16 protein-coding genes are annotated in these 17,856 nt (G+C 38.5%); 6 read left to right on the top strand and 10 right to left on the bottom strand.

Annotated elements, in window-relative coordinates; translation table 11 throughout:
* Window positions 1-39: 39 nt before the first annotated feature.
* Window positions 40-996 (bottom strand): sensor domain-containing diguanylate cyclase, encoded by a 957-nt coding sequence (locus tag H4J38_RS00825; RefSeq protein WP_182128555.1) that lies wholly within the window; start codon window positions 994-996, stop codon window positions 40-42.
* A 296-nt stretch (window positions 997-1,292) separates the two neighbouring features.
* Here H4J38_RS00825 and H4J38_RS00820 point away from each other — a divergent pair, with 296 nt between their 5' ends.
* Window positions 1,293-3,824: an acylase gene (locus H4J38_RS00820; RefSeq protein WP_182130040.1), complete on the top strand. Its 2,532-nt coding sequence runs from the start codon at window positions 1,293-1,295 to the stop codon at window positions 3,822-3,824.
* A gap of 87 nt (window positions 3,825-3,911) precedes the next feature.
* Here H4J38_RS00820 and H4J38_RS00815 read toward each other — a convergent pair whose 3' ends face one another.
* The 3 genes from H4J38_RS00815 to H4J38_RS00805 form a co-directional block, all read right to left on the bottom strand.
* Window positions 3,912-4,526, bottom strand: coding sequence for a phospholipid-binding protein MlaC (locus tag H4J38_RS00815; protein ID WP_182128553.1), 615 nt, complete (start codon window positions 4,524-4,526; stop codon window positions 3,912-3,914).
* Between the two features lie 149 nt (window positions 4,527-4,675).
* Complete coding sequence (locus H4J38_RS00810) at window positions 4,676-5,260, bottom strand: TetR/AcrR family transcriptional regulator (RefSeq protein ID WP_182128551.1); 585 nt, start codon at window positions 5,258-5,260, stop codon at window positions 4,676-4,678.
* A 123-nt stretch (window positions 5,261-5,383) separates the two neighbouring features.
* Complete coding sequence (locus tag H4J38_RS00805) at window positions 5,384-6,706, bottom strand: M24 family metallopeptidase (protein ID WP_182128549.1); 1,323 nt, start codon at window positions 6,704-6,706, stop codon at window positions 5,384-5,386.
* Between the two features lie 329 nt (window positions 6,707-7,035).
* On the opposite strand from H4J38_RS00805, the gene ggt reads away from it, so the two are divergent.
* The 3 genes from ggt to H4J38_RS00790 all read left to right on the top strand — a co-directional run bounded on the left by ggt (window position 7,036) and on the right by H4J38_RS00790 (window position 11,831).
* On the top strand, window positions 7,036-8,784 hold the full coding sequence (ggt, locus tag H4J38_RS00800; RefSeq protein WP_182128547.1) for a gamma-glutamyltransferase: 1,749 nt from the start codon (window positions 7,036-7,038) through the stop codon (window positions 8,782-8,784).
* A gap of 177 nt (window positions 8,785-8,961) precedes the next feature.
* Window positions 8,962-9,213: a hypothetical protein gene (locus tag H4J38_RS00795; RefSeq protein WP_182128545.1), complete on the top strand. Its 252-nt coding sequence runs from the start codon at window positions 8,962-8,964 to the stop codon at window positions 9,211-9,213.
* 506 nt (window positions 9,214-9,719) lie between these two features.
* Complete coding sequence (locus H4J38_RS00790) at window positions 9,720-11,831, top strand: GGDEF and EAL domain-containing protein (RefSeq protein WP_182128543.1); 2,112 nt, start codon at window positions 9,720-9,722, stop codon at window positions 11,829-11,831.
* A 376-nt stretch (window positions 11,832-12,207) separates the two neighbouring features.
* Here H4J38_RS00790 and H4J38_RS00785 read toward each other — a convergent pair whose 3' ends face one another.
* The 5 genes from H4J38_RS00785 to H4J38_RS00765 all read right to left on the bottom strand — a co-directional run bounded on the left by H4J38_RS00785 (window position 12,208) and on the right by H4J38_RS00765 (window position 15,723).
* Complete coding sequence (locus H4J38_RS00785; RefSeq protein WP_182128541.1) at window positions 12,208-12,459, bottom strand: hypothetical protein; 252 nt, start codon at window positions 12,457-12,459, stop codon at window positions 12,208-12,210.
* A 26-nt stretch (window positions 12,460-12,485) separates the two neighbouring features.
* A complete protein-coding gene (locus H4J38_RS00780) occupies window positions 12,486-12,704 on the bottom strand; it encodes a hypothetical protein (RefSeq protein WP_182128539.1) in 219 nt (72 codons plus the stop codon).
* 488 nt (window positions 12,705-13,192) lie between these two features.
* On the bottom strand, window positions 13,193-13,807 hold the full coding sequence (locus H4J38_RS00775; protein ID WP_182128537.1) for a PilZ domain-containing protein: 615 nt from the start codon (window positions 13,805-13,807) through the stop codon (window positions 13,193-13,195).
* 46 nt (window positions 13,808-13,853) lie between these two features.
* Window positions 13,854-14,465, bottom strand: coding sequence for a TetR/AcrR family transcriptional regulator (locus H4J38_RS00770; protein ID WP_182128535.1), 612 nt, complete (start codon window positions 14,463-14,465; stop codon window positions 13,854-13,856).
* Window positions 14,466-14,496: 31 nt separating this feature from the next.
* Window positions 14,497-15,723, bottom strand: coding sequence for a threonine/serine exporter ThrE family protein (locus H4J38_RS00765; RefSeq protein ID WP_182128533.1), 1,227 nt, complete (start codon window positions 15,721-15,723; stop codon window positions 14,497-14,499).
* A gap of 226 nt (window positions 15,724-15,949) precedes the next feature.
* On the opposite strand from H4J38_RS00765, the gene H4J38_RS00760 reads away from it, so the two are divergent.
* Window positions 15,950-16,123, top strand: coding sequence for a hypothetical protein (locus H4J38_RS00760; RefSeq protein ID WP_182128531.1), 174 nt, complete (start codon window positions 15,950-15,952; stop codon window positions 16,121-16,123).
* A 4-nt stretch (window positions 16,124-16,127) separates the two neighbouring features.
* On the opposite strand, the gene H4J38_RS00755 is transcribed toward H4J38_RS00760, so the two are convergent.
* On the bottom strand, window positions 16,128-16,892 hold the full coding sequence (locus H4J38_RS00755; protein WP_182128529.1) for an NRDE family protein: 765 nt from the start codon (window positions 16,890-16,892) through the stop codon (window positions 16,128-16,130).
* Between the two features lie 152 nt (window positions 16,893-17,044).
* On the opposite strand from H4J38_RS00755, the gene H4J38_RS00750 reads away from it, so the two are divergent.
* A complete protein-coding gene (locus H4J38_RS00750; protein WP_182130038.1) occupies window positions 17,045-17,815 on the top strand; it encodes a class II aldolase/adducin family protein in 771 nt (256 codons plus the stop codon).
* The last annotated feature ends 41 nt before the right edge of the window (window positions 17,816-17,856 follow it).

Below are 17,856 nucleotides of genomic sequence, written 5' to 3'. Positions count from 1 at the left end.
AATTCAGATGAGTTAGAGAATATTGCCGCCTAAAATAAACTATTTGTTGCCTTTATTTTCGTACATTGCCTTATCGGCATCATTAAGCAAATGGTCAATGTCTAGATGTTTTTTCTGGTCAAAAGATACAATGCCGTGCGCAAAAGATATTTGGTAAGGTAAATCAAGATGTTTACTGACGGAAATTAAATTATAAGCAAAACGTTTTATGGCTTTCTTAGCTTTTGTTAGCTGAGTATCAGTAAGTAATACTACAAACTCATCACCGCCTATTCGGGCACAAATATCTGAAGCTCTGAAAGTACTTTTTAGTTGTTCTGCAAATATTCTTAATACTTGATCGCCTATCATATGACCATAATTGTCGTTGAGTAATTTAAAGCCATTAAGATCAAAATAAGCCAAATGACAGGCATTATTTTGTCTAACGGCCATATTAATAGAGTGCTGACTAAAACGTTTGAAACCTCTTCGATTAGTAATATTGGTTAGTTCGTCCATGGTGGCTAACTGAGATGAAATAAACTCATCAGATATTAAAGCGCTTAAATCGGCAAGTGAAGCAAGGTCATCATCACTGAACGTTCGTTTTTTTATATCTATAATGCATAAGGTGCCTATATTTTCGCCGCTTGGTGAGGTAATAGGATGGCCAGCATAAAAGCGTATATTAGGTAGACTTATTACCAGAGGATTATCGAAAAAACGTTCGTCTTCTAGGGTATCTTCAATGATAAATGTTTTATTTTGATGTATTGCATGACCGCAAAACGAAATGTCTCTTGGTGTTTCTTTAGCGTCTAATCCAATTGACGATTTAAACCATTGGCGCTCTTTATCCACTAAAGTAACCAGAGCAATAGGGACATTAAATAGCTTTTTTGCGAGACGAGTAACACGATCAAACCGCTCTTCAGGATCAGTATCTAATAATCTAAGGGAATGCAATGAGGCTAATCGACATTCTTCATTTTCTGGCAGAGCAGGAGCAAGCATTATCTATACACAAGGTGACAAATATATAGTCAGTATAGTGCTATTTAATCATTAAATAAAAATGCTTTTAGCTTTTATCTATTTAAATAATAAATTTAATTAGAAGTTCACATAAATTATTTTTTTAATTAACTACTGTTAGCAAACATGAAAAACAAATTATTCATTCAATTTATAAGTTTTTTCATGAGAAATCACTCATTAATAATTGTTTGAGGTTGGTGGTTTATTGTGCAAACATGGCAAGGTAAGGATGTTTTACGTACGATAAAGATAATAGAATTTAAAGGGAGTTTATTTTGAATTATTCAATAAAAAACACAAAAAAACCTATTTTAATCATAGGATTATTTTCAGTTTTATCTGCTTGTGGGGGCGGTGACTACACATACATAGGTACGCCTGAACCCGAAAACCCAGTACCCGTTGTACCGCCGGAAGTTTTTACACCTGTGCCTTCATTTGACGCTGACGGGGTACTATCAGCCAATATTCGTTGGACAGATTATGGTGTGCCGCATATTACTGCCGACAACTTAGAAAGCATGTCGTATGGTGTGGGTTATGCATTCGCTAATGATAATATCTGTGTGCTTGCTGACCAAATATTGAAATATAATTCACAGCGATCAAAATATTATGGCCCCGACATGGTGCCTGCCTCGGGTGATTCTACACATTTAATTAATGACTTTGGCTTTCTGACCTTAGGCATTCGAGCGCACGCAGAACAAAATATTAATGCGCTTTCAGCTAACAGCCAAGCGTTATTATCTGGTTATGCCCAAGGTTATAATAAATACTTAGCTGAAACCGGTGTTGCAAATATAGATGCTGCATGTGCGAACATGCCTTGGGTGCAGCCTATAAGCAATATTGATATGCTAACTTATTCTCTTGGTATTGCTTTGTTGCCTGGTGCGGCTAACTTTCTTGGGCCAATGTTTTTAGCAGCTCCTCCTGGAGAAAGTTTTTTACCATATCCACAAAGTGTGGGTGTAGATAGTTATGTTGTTAATTCGACTCCTGTAATTACACTCCCTGAACAAAACCCAAGCGATTTAGGATCAAACGGTTGGGGTTTAGGTAAAGATAAAACAGAAAACGGTAAAGGTATGGTATTAGCTAATCCGCACTTTCCACATACCGGTAACTTACGTTTTTGGCAATTTCATATCACTATCCCTGAACATTTGAATGTAATGGGTGGTTCGCTGACAGGTATGCCTGGTGTAGTAAATATTGGTTTTAATGAAAATGTTGCTTGGACACATACCTTTTCATCTGCCGAGCATTTCGTGGTTTATCAGTTAACCTTAAACCCAAGCGATCCTGCGAAAATGTCGCAAGTTATCGATGGAGCAAACCGTTTAATCACAGCTAAAGAAATCGCTATCGATGTTGCTGTTGGTCCTGGCCAAACGATTAAATTAGCGAAAATGACTTATTCGACACATCATGGTCCTATGGTTGTGGTGCCGGGTAATTTTGAATGGGGCCCAGGTGGTAATGCCTTTGCAATTAAAGATGCTAACTTAGGTAATGTTGATATTTTGGATCATTGGTTAGCAATGAATTTAGCCGGAAATATGACTGAATTCAAACAAGCTTTTAAAGACTACGATGGTGTTATTTTTAACAATACAATGTCTGCTGACAGCGAAGGAAATGTTTTCTACATTGATGATTCAACCGTACCCAACTTAACCGCAACGGCAATTAATGAAATGACCACCAATCCTTTACTAGTTGGTGCCAAGCAAGCTGCGGGCTTTACCATTTTACCTGGGTTTTTATCTGCATTTGATTTTGAACGAGCTGTTCCATATGAAAATGCGCCACAATATTCGGGCACTGATTATGTACAAAACTCAAATGACAGTTATTGGCTTACCAATGTTAATGCGCCAATAACCGGTGTTTCACCCTTGTATGGTGCTATCGATAATCAGCAATCTTTGCGCTCACGTATGGCACACAAGTTACTAGTGGATAGTGCAGGGAGTGATGGTTTATTTACTCCTGCAGAAGTAGAACAAGCCTTATTGAATAATCGAAACTATCTTGCTGAAAATATACTGATAGAGCTATTAACCATATGCCAAGCGCAAGGTAGTACCGCTGTTATAGTTGGCGCTGAAAGTGTCGATATTAGCGCGGGTTGTACAGCATTAGGTTTGTGGGACGGCACAATGAATAGAGGTAGCAGTTCAGCGCATTTATTTAGAGAGTTTGCTTTTCAATTCAATAAAAATCCACAATGGCTTAACAGCTTTACTACTGACAATGCCACCACAACGCCAAGTGGTTTAGTTAATAACACCACAACGCTAGAACAATTTGCACAAGCTATTATTAATGTTGAATCGGCTGGTTTAGCTTTAGATGCGACCTTAGGCTCTGTGCAGTTTGTTGAACGTAGCTTAGCCGATGGCAGTGCTACCGGCGTTAAAATACCTTGGGCTGGTGCGCATAATATAGAAGGCGGTTTTAATGTCTTTAGTACGCGCACAGGTAATGATGGCTCATTGTTACCACGTCATGTTTACCCTGCACAAAATAGCGACTCTATTTTAAGTGCACAAGGTAGCGGTTATCATATTAATTATGGCAGTAGTTGGATGACAGTAGTCAACTTTACCGATGAAGGCCCAGTAGCAAGAGGTTTATTGAGTTATTCGCAGTCGTCAGAATACGGCAGTGACCATAACTTAGATCAAACCTTGTTATATTCACAGCAACCGCAACTCAGACCTTTACGTTTTACTGAAGCGGATATTGAAGCGAATAAAGTAACGGAATTGACCATTAGTTCTGCTCAAGATTAATATTTATAAGTCGTGATTAAAAAAGCCCGCATAACTTTAATAGGTTATGCGGGCTTTTTATTAGCATAGTTCGCTAAGTATTTGGTATTAACTTGCGATTGAAGCGAGTTCTAGCGTGACTTGATCTAAGCCTAAATCAGATATTCTACGATTTAATTCAGACTGTTTGCTGCTAATTAATGATATACCTTCAACAACCATATCGTAGGCTTTCCATTCTTGCGACTGTGTGTCTTTGCGCATTTGAAAAGTAATTTTTATATCTGGCTTACCTGAATCGATAATTTTAACATCAACAGATGCTGATTTTGCATTGTCTTTTAGCTTAGCTTCTGGTTCAAATAACACTTTTTGGTTACTGTACTGTGTTAACGCATTCGCGTAAGTACGAACCAAATAAGAGCGCATAGCGGTAATAAACTTTACGCGTTGCTCTTTTGTGGTATTTCTTAAGTGTTTACCTAGAATTTTAAAAGCCGCATATTGGTAATCAACCGATGGCATTAACTCTTGTTCAACAATATCTCGCATTAGATCTGGAAACTTTTTTAAAGCATCTTGATTATTAGCAATTTTAGTAAATAGGTTATTCCCTGTTACTTCTATTACTTGATAGGGAGAAACCGATGGCGTAGCCTCAGTTGCGATACTGTTTTGTCCGAAACTTGTGAGTAATACAAACAGTACTAAGAGCTTTTTCATGATGGTCCTTGGGAAATAAAGTTAAATTAAAGTGAATCAGAATTGTGGTTATTATACATACCGACCGCGCGGTCTGTAAATAGCATTTAGGATTAAGATAGAAGATAAAGTGTTAAGAATTGTTACCTCACTTAAGAGGTAATTTATAATTAAGCTTTTAATTGTCGCATGTAACGGCAAAGTTCTTTGATAACTTTGTCGAATAACTCTTTGTTTAATGAGCTTTTACTTAAACTTGAAGAACCATGGAATGTCGAGACAATAAAATAGGCCACTTGACTAAAATCAAGATCAGGTAGTAATTGGTGGCTAACTCGCGATAAGTTTGTGGCAATTAATAAATTTAACTGTTGTTGCATCGCCAGTATTCTAATACGAAAGCCTTCATCTACCCCGGACATCTCTTGACATAGGTTGTTTAAAGGGCAGCCGCAAACCAGTTCATCGCAACTCATGTTTTTAGACATAGCACTGAAAAACTCACACAAGCCTTCTATGGGATCATCGGCTTCTACAGGGGGTTGCCAAAGCGCAATAAAAGCAGGCGCGTAAACTTCTTCAAATACCGCGTAGCCAAGTTCCATTTTATTGGCAAAATGATGATAAAGCGCGCCTTTCGATATTTCACAGCGCGCTAAAATACAAGACAAGCTAGTCGCGGTGAAACCATTTTTATGGATTTCATCGGCACTAACTTCTAATATTTTTTGACGAGTTTGCTCTGCATCTCTCATGGGCTAACCTTAAAATACCAACAACATAATAGTGTCAGTTTAACCGACCGACAGGTCGGTTGCAAAGGTAAAGTATGAAAGAAATGTATTCAATTGTTACTCGTCAAACTCAGCTATTAAAAACTAAAGCGTTTGTAGTTTGATTAATTGCCCAATAGGATCGTCTAACGATGCTGGTGGTTTAGTGAACCATTGCGGGCCATTTTTTGTCATGTAGATACAGTCTTCTAGTCGCACGCCAAACTCACCTTGAATATATATACCGGGCTCATTAGAAAAACACATGCCTGGTTTTAATACAGCCGTTTCACCATGCACAAAGTTGACGCTTTCGTGTCCTTCCATACCAATACCGTGGCCTGTCCGGTGCGATAATCCAGGTAATTTGTAGCCAGGGCCAAAACCTTTGTTTTGGTAAAATTCACGCACAGCATCATCAACTAAACCGGCTTGTGTACCAATTTTGGCTTGTTCAAAAGCAATTTCTTGGCCTTGTCTTACTGTTTGCCAAACATCACGCTGGCGCTTGGCTGGCTCACCAAAGACAAAAGTACGGCTGATATCCGATTGATAACCGTGAACATTACAACCGCAATCCATTAGTACAACCGAGCCTTCGGTTAATGTTTGCTTTTGTTTAGTGCCATGCGGATAAGCACTAGCTTGATTAAACAGTGCCATATTCCATGCACCTTTACCGCCTAATTGCCCTTGAGCTTTGTGCATTAAAGATTTTACATCGCTTTGGCTCATACCTGCTTTTAGCTTAGAAAAAACATCTGCGTAGGCAAGTAAAGTGACTTCGTTAGCTTTGTGCATTAACTCAAGCTCGTGCTGGCTTTTATACATGCGACAACCACGAGTGACAGGTTCGGCACTAACATGTTGCATGTTAGAAAGCTGTTCCATAACACCGCTTAAAACGAAATATCGTACTGAATTTTCAAAGGCAACTTTACCTTTGTCCAATCCTGCATCTTTTAATATGTGCTTAATTAATACAAACGGACTTTCATGTTCTTGCCAAACACGAATGTCATCACCAATGGCTAAACTTTCACGCACGCTTGGCTCTTCAAAAAAAGGACAAACAACAGAAACTTTACCTTCACGCGTGATAATAACGGCGGTTAAGCGTTCACTGCGCCACCATTGTATACCTGAAAAATAATCCATTGCCGCACCGGGTTCTAGGATCAAGGCCGAAATATCAAATTGAATCATTAATTTTTGGGCTTGAGCAATGCGTTCGAGTCGCTCGACTTTACTAATGCCGGAAACCGTACCTGTAATCGGCTTAAGTATTGATGTTGAATTTTTATTATCATTAACCGGAACATTTTTCGCCGCACTAAGGGCAGTTGAAGATAGTGTTTGCCCAGCAATTGCCATAGTGGCTACACTGGCGCCACTGGCTTTTAAGAAGGTTCTTTTACTGATATTCATGGATATTCCTATTTCACATGCAATGATAGCGTCTGTATTGCAGAACTCTAAAAGTCGTTACTTAGTCTACTTTAGTAGATCTACTCTTGATAACTCACGCTAGCGTTTTTTTTATTGATGAGCAAGTTGTTACTGACTAAAAGCCATTTTCATGGGATGTATCAATATAAAAATCTTGTTTGGTCGATAAAGCTTACTACTCGCAAAATACATTATTTGTTAACCAACTGCTGTTTAACTTAAAAAATGGATATATTGGCGAGTTGCTTTTGTAGATTTTTTTTACACGTGTTATCAATACCATCACGTTAAAAAAATGAGAGTTTTAGATGAACATTAAGCTAAGTAAGTTTACGGTTACATTATGTAAAATAGCGATCGTATTAACCTCAACTATAACCTTGCAGGTGCAAGCTAATGCCGACCGAGTTACCGGAAAAACTCATGCCACACGCTCAGAAGTTATCGCGGCTAACGGCATGGTGGCAACTAGTCAGCCTTTGGCTACTCAAATTGGCTTACAGGTTTTAAAAGATGGTGGTAATGCAATTGATGCAGCCATAGCAGCAAATGCGGCACTTGGCTTAATGGAACCCACAGGTAACGGTATTGGAGGTGATTTATTTGCTATTATTTGGCATGCTGAAAGTCAAAAGCTTTATGGCCTTAATGCCAGTGGACGTTCACCTCAGTCGCTTACCCTCGAAAAGCTTAAAACTGAATTGGCTTTGTTAAAACGTGACAATATACCGCCCTACGGTATGTTACCGATTTCAGTACCAGGTACCGTTGATGGCTGGTTTGAAATGCACGAAAAGTTTGGCAAAATGCCAATGAAAAATATATTAAAACCTGCCATTAACTACGCCAATAATGGTTTCCCTGTCAGTGAATTAATTGCTTATTACTGGGACCGTAGCGTACCGCGTTTATCAGTGCAGCCAGGTAGCTTTAAAGAAACTTTTACTATTGACGGCAAAGCGCCTCACAAAGGGCAAATGTTTAGAAACCCTGAGTTAGCTAATACCTTATCTTTACTTGCGGAGCAAGGCCGAGAGGCTTTTTATCAAGGTAAAATAGCTGACAAAATTGATGCGTTTATGAAAGCTAATGGTGGTTATATTACAAGTGAAGATTTAGCCAGTCATCGCTCAACTTGGGTAGAGCCAGTTTCAACTAATTATCGCGGTTATGACGTTTTTGAATTACCACCTAATGGACAAGGCGTTGCGGCATTGCAAATGTTGAATATTCTAGAACCGTATAACTTATCAGGCATGGGCTTTTTGTCAGAACAAGCACTACATGTTATGACCGAGGCGAAGAAGTTAGCTTTTGAAGACCGAGCTAAATTTTACGCTGATCCCGACTTTTTTGATGTGCCTCTATCGGGCTTAATTGATAAAAAATACGCTATGGAACGCAGAAAACTTATCGGTGAACGCGCAGCAAAACGTGTTGATGCCGGTAATCCTGCCATGTATCAAGGTGATACCATTTACTTAACCACGGCAGATAAAGATGGCAATATGGTTTCGCTTATCCAAAGTAACTATCGTGGTATGGGCTCAGGCGTTGTGGTGCCGGGTTTAGGTTTTGTTTTTCAAGACCGAGGCCAGTTATTTTCTATGGATGAAAGCCATGCTAATGCCTATAAACCGAACAAACGGCCTTTTCATACTATTATTCCTGCTTTTGTGATGAAAGATAAAAAACCATTTATTAGTTTTGGCTTAATGGGTGGGGCAATGCAGCCGCAAGGGCATGTGCAAATAGTGACCAATATTGTTGATTTTGGTATGAATCTACAAGAAGCTGGCGACGCGACACGCTGGCAGCATTATGGTTCAACTGAACCGACTGAAGGGAATGGCAAAACCTTAATTGATGGCGGCCAACTCGTTATAGAGTCTGATATTCCTTACCAAACCGTGCGCGGGTTAATGCAACGCGGACATAAAGTGGGTTTTGATGTCGGCGGATACGGTGGCTATCAAGCAATTATGTGGGACGATAAAGAAAAAGTTTACTACGGCGCCTCTGAATCGAGAAAAGACGGCCAAGCAGCAGGTTATTAAGCTTATTGCGTAATAGCGAAGTTATAACACGCGCATTTCTGTTATCGTAAAGCCGGTTTACCTTAGTTAATTGAGGTAAATCGGCTTTTTTGCAAAACAAAGAATATAGTAAAAATATAACCCCAAAAGTTAACGTAAATCATCAGTAAAAATTGAGCACATACGTAGTATTAATTTATGGCAAAACCTAATAAGAAAGGCCCAACAAAAACTGTCGATATTTTTTGTGTCGGCTGCAATTCCCTATTATTTAAATACCGTAAGGGCGGTAAAGGGGCGCTAATAAAAAGCTTTAAAGAACGGATAAGTCAGGATTACACGGTTGAGCCTTGTGTTTGTCCTAAATGTCAAAAACCGTTCGCTCGCGAGACTATTGTTCGAGGTTTGCCTGCCTATAAATTTATTGGTGGAAAGGTTTGGTTTAAATAACTCAGAAATTAGGTCAGGTTTTAGCGCGCACTTCGGTCTTTATTATTGTGTGCATCGATTGATTGCACCGCGTATTTGATACTTTATACTTTGGCTGATTGATTTTTTTAGTAAGGTATATAGTCACTCTTAAAATCATTGAACTATGGTTTTAAGAGTGAAAGAGAGATCTAGCTCGTTTTGTTTATTTTATTTGGAAAAAGCAATAATTTCAGAAGTATGTAATAAAATCAATGCTCCCTCTTACTAAAATATCACCTACGGTCATGGATAAGGTGAACGTCATTTGAAGCACTTAACAAACCTTCAGGTCGACTTTATATTTGAAAATATTTTTAAATTGTAATTATTAAGGTTGGTTGCAAAGTTCCAAGGGTAAACTAAGATAAGTTAAGTTGATGTTAAACGTTCAGAATAAGTAAATCCTCAGCATATGAAAATTTTTGCAAGTTGCAACAGCATTCCTGTACCTCATGTATGTATTATCTCTACAAGGAATTTGTAATATGACGTCGAAGCAAAATAAAGACACAACACCGCTAAGTTCGTTAGAAGACAATCCTCCAGATATAGAGATGTACCTCCATGCGATTTTTAACAATACAGGATATCCCATATTTGTAAAAGATGAAGAATTTAAACTTATCCTTGTTAATGACGCATGTTGCAGTTTTTTTGGCTTGTCTAGGAATCAAATAATCGGCTCAACTCTTGCTGAATCTTTTCCACCTAGCGAGATGGAGGGATTTTTTGCTATCGATAGACAAGTACTGGATACAGGGAAAGAGGTTATCTGCGAAGAAACACTTTCACCTAGTGGTTTACAAAGTAAAAGAGTGCTGACAAGGAAGAATCGGTTTGAAGATCCTAATGGAAACTATTTTCTAGTAGGAGTAATACACGATATTACCGAAAGTAAGCAAATCGAAGAAAAACTAAAACGCGCCGCCAGTGTCTTTACCCACGCTCATGAGGGCATAATGATCACCGATGCCAACGGCACTATTACTGAAGTCAACACTACTTTCAGCCGTATTACTGGTTACACTTCTGAAGAAATGTTAGGTAAAAATCCAAGTATTCTTCAATCTGGGCGTCACCCGTCCGAGTTTTATGCTGAAATGTGGACTACTTTACTAGCGCAAGACCATTGGGATGGTGAAATATGGAATCGCCGTAAAAATGGTGAAATATATCCTGAAACTCTCACTATTAGCGCAGTGAAGACTACTGATGGTTTAGTGCAACATTACGTTTCATTATGCACTGACATTACTGCGATTAAACAGCATCAAAATCAATTAGAACATATTGCCCATTACGACTTACTGACCAGCTTGCCAAATCGTGTCTTACTCGCTGATCGTTTATCTCAATCTATGTTGCAGTGCCGCCGTCATAAGCAATCACTTGCTGTGGTATTTCTAGATTTAGATGGTTTTAAGCACGTCAATGATGCCTATGGTCATGACGTGGGTGATGAACTGCTCATTGCACTATCTCTTCGCATGAAAGAAGCTTTACGTGAAGGTGATACTCTAGCCCGAATTGGCGGTGATGAATTTGTCGCTATATTAGCTGAATTAACCACATCTGAAAATTTTGAACCCGTATTAAAACGGTTGTTATTGGCAGCGTCAGAGCCTGTGATTGTTGGTAATGTGGTGTTAAATGTATCAGCCAGTATTGGCGTCACACTTTACCCGCAAGATAGTGTGGATGCCGACCTACTCATGCGTCATGCTGATCAAGCTATGTATGTGGCTAAAGAATCAGGCAAAAATCGTTATCATTTATTTGATACGGCTCAGGATGACGCGGTAAAAGTACAACAGGAAAGTCTTGAGGCGATTCGTATCGCATTAGATAATCATCAATTTGTGCTCCATTATCAACCAAAAGTCAATATGAAAACAGCTGCGGTAATAGGTGTTGAGGCACTTATTCGTTGGCAACATCCAAAACGCGGACTATTAAATCCAATCGATTTTTTGCCTGTAATGGAAAATAATCCCATGAGTGCCGAGATGGGGGAGTGGGTTATTAATACTGTTCTGACACAAATAAGCCAATGGCAGAAAATGGGGCTAAACCTTCCTGTAAGCACTAGCGTAAACATTGCAGCTGTGCAATTACAGCAACCAGACTTTACGCAGAGACTAGCGACACTGCTAGCAGCTCACCCCGATGTGGAACCTCGTTATTTAGAGCTTGAAGTTTTGGAAACAAGTGCCTTAGATGATATAAATAATGTCTCAAAAATCATGAATGACTGCATAGCACTGGGTGTAAACTTTGCCCTAGATGATTTTGGCACAGGCTATTCGTCGCTGACTTATCTTAGACGTTTACCAGCACACTTGATTAAGATAGACCAGAGCTTTGTGCGAGATATGTTGAATGATATGGATGATTTAGCCATTGTTGAAGGCGTGATAGCCTTAGCTAAATCATTCAAACGAGAGGTGATTGCAGAAGGTGTGGAAACGATCGAACACGGTGCGGCGCTATTAAAACTGGGCTGTGATTTAGCCCAAGGTTATGGTATTGCCAAACCTATGCCGGCCAGTGATATTCCCCAATGGGTGGCTGATTGGAAGCCTGATACAAGTTGGTAGAAGCTCAATAGCGCTAAAAAATCACTAGTGAAAGGTCTGCACTCTTATCAAGGTGACGGTTAAAGACGTTGACTTAGACGCTACAATTACGACAGCTCTGTACTGGAATTCCATTCCAGTTAATTAGCTTAATAGCTGCTGTTAGCTAGGGCCGCAAATATTGTTATTATCTATGCTACTTTAGCAATGTTTATTTAGTGAGGAGTAAGTGACTGAATTGATATTAAACGTGTATTTACGATCACTTGCTGAATCGAATAATTAGATAGATAACCAGTTTAGTAAATAAGTGAACTCAAATTAAATAACTCACTTGTATAAATGAGTTAAATAATTTGAGTGACTTAGCATTAAAAAGTATAAAAGTTAGCTCTATTTAGCCCGCTTTAGGCAAGGCTTTAATTGGCTCATAATAACTAGCTTCTAACTCGTCATTAATGCAGGTTAATAAATAACTATTTATTTCTGAAGCTTCAACTTCATCTTCTGCAGCATCACTTTTACATTGAGCTAAAAGGCCCAAAACATATTCAGGTGATGCAGCCATTAACTCAGGTTCTTCGTCTTGGGCAAATGCTATATTTGACGTTAGTGCCACTACAGCCAATGCTAAAATTAATTTTTTCATATTTAATCTCGTTAATGTAAATTTAATTACATGTCCCAATAGTCACTTAAGGAATTAAGTTGTCTATCAAGAAATTTTTTTTCATTTAATGAATCTAATCTTTGTCTTATCTGATATGTTTGTTTCGTTGTTTTTCTCATTGCTTTTTTATTGGTTGAACCATAGGCAATTTCAAAACCAGCAATACCAGTATCAAAATTTGAATCTTCATCAATATCAGTGTCTGCATATGTATCAATGTTCACTTCTTTACCTTATAAAAAATCATATTTGTATTTTCCACTAGATAATGTGCTGATAATTAAGAATTGAAAAGTGAATTATTTTGCGATTATTCATCAAAATTTTTTATCGAATTAAAATACAGACTCAAAATTTACGCTAAAAATAGCGGGATAAAAAATATAAAGTAATAAGTGAATGGCTGTTAAATAAAATAAATAACTATAAAACAATGGCTTACGTTTTTATTTTTAGCTGTTAAGTAAGGTGGAATGTGTACTTTACCATCGCTAGCTTTAGTAGCAACTTGGCTATTGCATGGTTAAAGTGAGGTTTATCTTTGAGTTTTATTTGAAATAAAAAGTTATTTTATTAAGTCTTAACGGCTATTACGAGTAAAAATAATGCTGATATCGGCAAAATATAACTTTAAAATCAAATTTAATTATTAATAGCCGAGCTTAATTATCAGTAAATTGAATGATAAAGAAGCTAACTAGCACTAATCAGTTTAAGTTTCAGATTTTTTAGCTTGATTACGCTGTTGCGCTAAGGCTTGAAGTTGTTTTGATTGTTGATGCAAACTATTGCGCACTAATGTTTCTTGATCTTCTTCACGAATATGATGAAAAATCACCTTGAGCTGGCTGTGGTCGTCGACTAATTCGCTATCTACGATTTCGCCAATACAAAAAATCGCCGTGTTTTCTTCGGCAAAAAACAACTTCAATTCAATAAAGTTACCTTTGCTAAAAGTTGTTGTGTCTTTGCTTTTAAATATAATGCCACCACCACCAAATTTAACGGCTTGAAACCTTGTGCTTGCATCGTTTTGTTGGCTAAGAATATAACCGACTAAAAGATCCATTTTTTTGGCTTGATGATTAAGGTATTCCATTAATTGACTGGCAACACCCGCAACAGCTTGAAGTGGGCGCAGGGCCTTTTGATCTAAGGTGCTTACTTCTGACGCTATTTTAAATGGAGCTGGCATGTTTTCAATAAACTGCTGATAGTTAGGCAATTTTGCTAATTCGATAACATTCGCGTTGATATTGAAGTCATAGCCTATGGAAAAAAACTCATCAAATTGGGCAAGTTTTGTTTGATTGTCAGCGGTTGTCATAAAAAATTACCTTTTTATTTTGCCTAAAGTAGGCTAATTCATTATTTCAGTGGGTATTATGTGTACTTGCGAGAAACACGTTAACCGCACATTCACACATTTCATCGATTTGGCTTTCTTGTGCGTATATGCCGTCAATCACTAAACGTGCGATACCATGTAAAGTAGCCCAAGTCACTTGAGCTAGCCTTAGAGTATTTTCGCCTTGAATAATAATACCTTGCTCTTGCCATAGCTTAGTCATTTCAACTTGATAGTTAAAACTAGTGTAGGCAATTTCCTTTAACGTTTGAGTGCTATTGTTTGCTTTCCAAATAACTCGGCCAAACATCAGCTCGTATAGCGATGGGTTTTTGGTTGCAAAACCTATATACGCGTGAACAAAGTTGCGATACTTCGCTTCATGAGACAGTTCTTCTTCAGAGAAAATTTCACTAGCGCGCTGATGCCATTGCTCAAAACCCTGCTCAGCAATAGCACATAACAAATCATTTTTATCGGTAAAATGATGATAAGCAGCCGTGCGAGACACACCAATGCGTTCGGCGAGTTTACGCAACGACAAACCTTCAATGCCAGCTTCTGTCACCATGTTTGTTGCTGTACTCACTAGCGACTTACGCAAATCGCCATGGTGGTATTTTGTTTTGGTTATCATTAGCTAAATAGCCTAGTGTGAGTGCTTGTCATTAAAGAATTTTTCTTGATGGAAAAGCAACGTTGGCAAAAATAAGCCCCGCGACTAATGACATAAAAATTAGAAATGTCTGCGAGCCGATGTCAGTGGCATTTAACATAGTTTGCCCCGACACTGCGTTGCTTAAACCAATATACACTTTACTTCCAGGCACCAAAACAACCAGTCCCATTAATTTAACAATACTTGAGGGTAGGTTCATAATGCGTGAAAAAATACTACCATATATACCTAAAGCAAAAGCGCCAACAAATGCCCCTAAGGCAACACCTAAATATTCAGCGCCAACTATGCTAGCACCAAAGGCTACATAACCTGAAATAATGCCCCAAGGTGCGTCTTTTTTACGACATTTAAATAAGATAACTAAGCTGATTGATAAGGTGGTAACAGCTGCCCATGAGGTCCAATTAGGTGTGTTGGGTGGCTGAATGAAAGCGACTTCGCCCCACATCATTTTTCCTAAGGCGATACCTAAAACACCACCAAAGTAAATTTTAAATAATATCATCAAGGCATCCATCAGCCTTGCAGTACCTGACATCAAATTTCGCGCGGCAAGTTCTGATAAAGCCAAGGTTAATGACAAGCCAGGAATAAAGGCGATGATGCTCGACAAAACCACCAACGGGATATTAATACTAGGATCGATTAAAGCAATCGCTGTGGCTAAAATTGCGGTTGTCATCGCGGCAATAGGCTCTAGCATGTCGGTTACGCGGCGTGAACGTTCTGCCCAAAAGGTAAATAAGCAAACTATCAAGCCCAATAACGAAGACCAAAAAACGTCATTCCAACTGGTGTGCATCAACATGGCGAAAGCACCACTTGAAGCGCCAAACGCAAGAAAAGTTAAAAAACGACCATAAGGATTCGGTTTGTTAGCTATTTCATCTAAGCGTTCAATCGCCTCTGATAACGTGCGTTGGCCCGAGGTAAGTTCATCAACTAATTCGTCGGCACGGGCCAATGAACCTAAGTCGAGCTCGCCCGGCGCAACTCGCAGAATATGGTTGTAGTCTTGATTTTCGTCATCTTCAGATAAAACGAATGTTAACGATGTCGGGGTAATAACAAAAGAGCCGTAAACACCCAAGCTATTCGAGACGTCAGTTAAATGTGCCTCTAATCGATAAGCAGGCGTCCCAAATTTATGTAAGGCCTTGCCTAAACGAATTATAAATCGTCGTTTATCGGTAAAACTATCAGTATTTGGCATGGCAAGCTTGTTCAAATTGAAAATAATTTCATATGGTAAATGATTAATTTTAAAATGAAAGCACAGATGTCAGATCTCAATGAATTTGTTGTTTAAAAGCGGGTTTAAGGGGGAGATACGTTTGCAGATAAAGCAGATCTCGGTATGATGAGCAAATAACCAAAGATTACTTTTTTAGAAAATTCAAAAATCGCTAATAAATGGCGATAAAAGGATTATAAACCGAATGACCTTATTGATTATTTTATTTTGTGTATTTGCCGCTGTTGCATTAATGGTGATTTTAGGTGAACGCTATGGCAAACCAATGGAAGCTGAACAGCAACAAAAATATTCTAAGATATTATGGGTAGTGGTTTTTATCGCGATTATTGCCGCCATTATTCGACAAATGGTGTAATAGACTAGGCTTTGTTTTTTGTTTCGATATCAAACTTATTTTGATTAATTACCTGACCAGCTTCATTATAATTACGTTCATAAATTTCAATATTACCTACCTTTGATTGCAAAACTATAGCGGTTGAGCGTGTACCATATTCAGGCGATACGATAAATATACTACTGAGTAAATATTCCAACTCTACGCTAATTCCGGTCATAGGTAATTGTTGCTCATGCGCAAGTTCTTGGTTCATCATGACAGAAAAAAACGCCTCTATGTTCACCTCATTAGCTGTAATTAAGGTTTCTATTGTTGTGATGCCCAAAGCCATTTTTGGCCAAATATCATCTAGTGCACCATTGCAAATACTATGAAAACCAGGTTTGAGGGAGATAAGTTTTTTATTTACACTATCAAATGCTTGTAAATTATTTAACGGACCAAAAACTAAATTAAAGTCGTTATATTGATGGGCGTCCTGCGACAAATGCTGCTGTACTTTGTTGCCATCTGCTTTCAATGCCTTCACGACTAAATCACCGCGTGAACGTTTATGCTCATCAAACCTTGCGGGTCGACGAAAGTTAGTTAACGCGGAAAAGTAACTTTCAGAGTTTAAGCCAAGCCAAGTCCCACCTGCTTGTAAATCTTTACCTGCTAATATGTTTTGTTCTGGCCACCAGTGCATGTTTTGTGTCGGACGTTGATGAAATTCATCACGATTAGCACAAATAATAATCGGGTACTCGGGGTGTTGTTCAATAGCGATAAACAAAATGCACATAATTCACCTGTTTTGTTCTATGTAAGAATATCTGGTGCTTTCACTCTATGCCATCATAGGATAAAGTTTGTCGCATAGTTATCCAAGCATCTTTAAATGTCTTGAGCATAAAGACCCTAAAGTAATTTTCAAGAAAAAGGTAGTAAATGCTGATGTTAGCACTTCCGATAATTGATTTAAAAAATAAAGTATCAGCGCAAGAGTGGCAGCTCAGAGTTGACTTAGCTGCATGTTATCGACTGATTGCGCTGCATGGTTGGGACGACTTAATTTACACTCATGTATCGGTGCGTATTCCTGATACAGAACATGTGCTTATTAATGCTTTTGGTTTGCGGTTTGATGAAATTACCGCATCTAACTTAGTTAAAATAGATATGGCGGGCAACATTGTTGATGACGATTGTCCATTTGAATTTAACCCAGCAGGTTTTACTATTCACAGTGCAATTCATGAAGTACGTCATGACGATATTTGTGCGCTGCATGTTCACAGTAATGCAGCGATAGCTGTAGCAAGTTTGCAAGACGGTTTGTTACCAATCAGTCAATATTCAATGTTTGCGTTGGCTTCATTAAGTTATCACGACTATGAAGGTTTAGCGGTTAACACTGATGAAAAACTGAGAATACAACAAGACTTAGGTGATAAAAACTTTATGTTGTTGCGTAATCATGGCGCGCTAACGATGGGCAGAACTATTGGTGATGCTTTTATGCATATGTATGACTTGATCCGCGCTTGCGAAATTCAAGTACAAGTCATGTCAACTGGGATGAAGCCCTTGTTGGTAGACCAAAGTATTGTTGATGGAATTAAAGCACAAGCAAGCATTGTGCATACCGGGCTAACAGGTGGGCAAAAAGCGTGGCCAGCCATGTTACGTCGGGTATATAAAGAAGATCCAAGTTTCGCGCTATAACCGCCAACAAGTTTTGGTGTAGCTATTGTAGAACAGCATTA

It is taken from the genome of Colwellia sp. BRX10-3 (genome assembly GCF_014077505.1).
Lineage (GTDB): Bacteria > Pseudomonadota > Gammaproteobacteria > Enterobacterales > Alteromonadaceae > Cognaticolwellia.
Note: the sequence above shows the minus strand (reverse complement) of the source record. Positions and strands in the feature narration are given on the sequence as shown.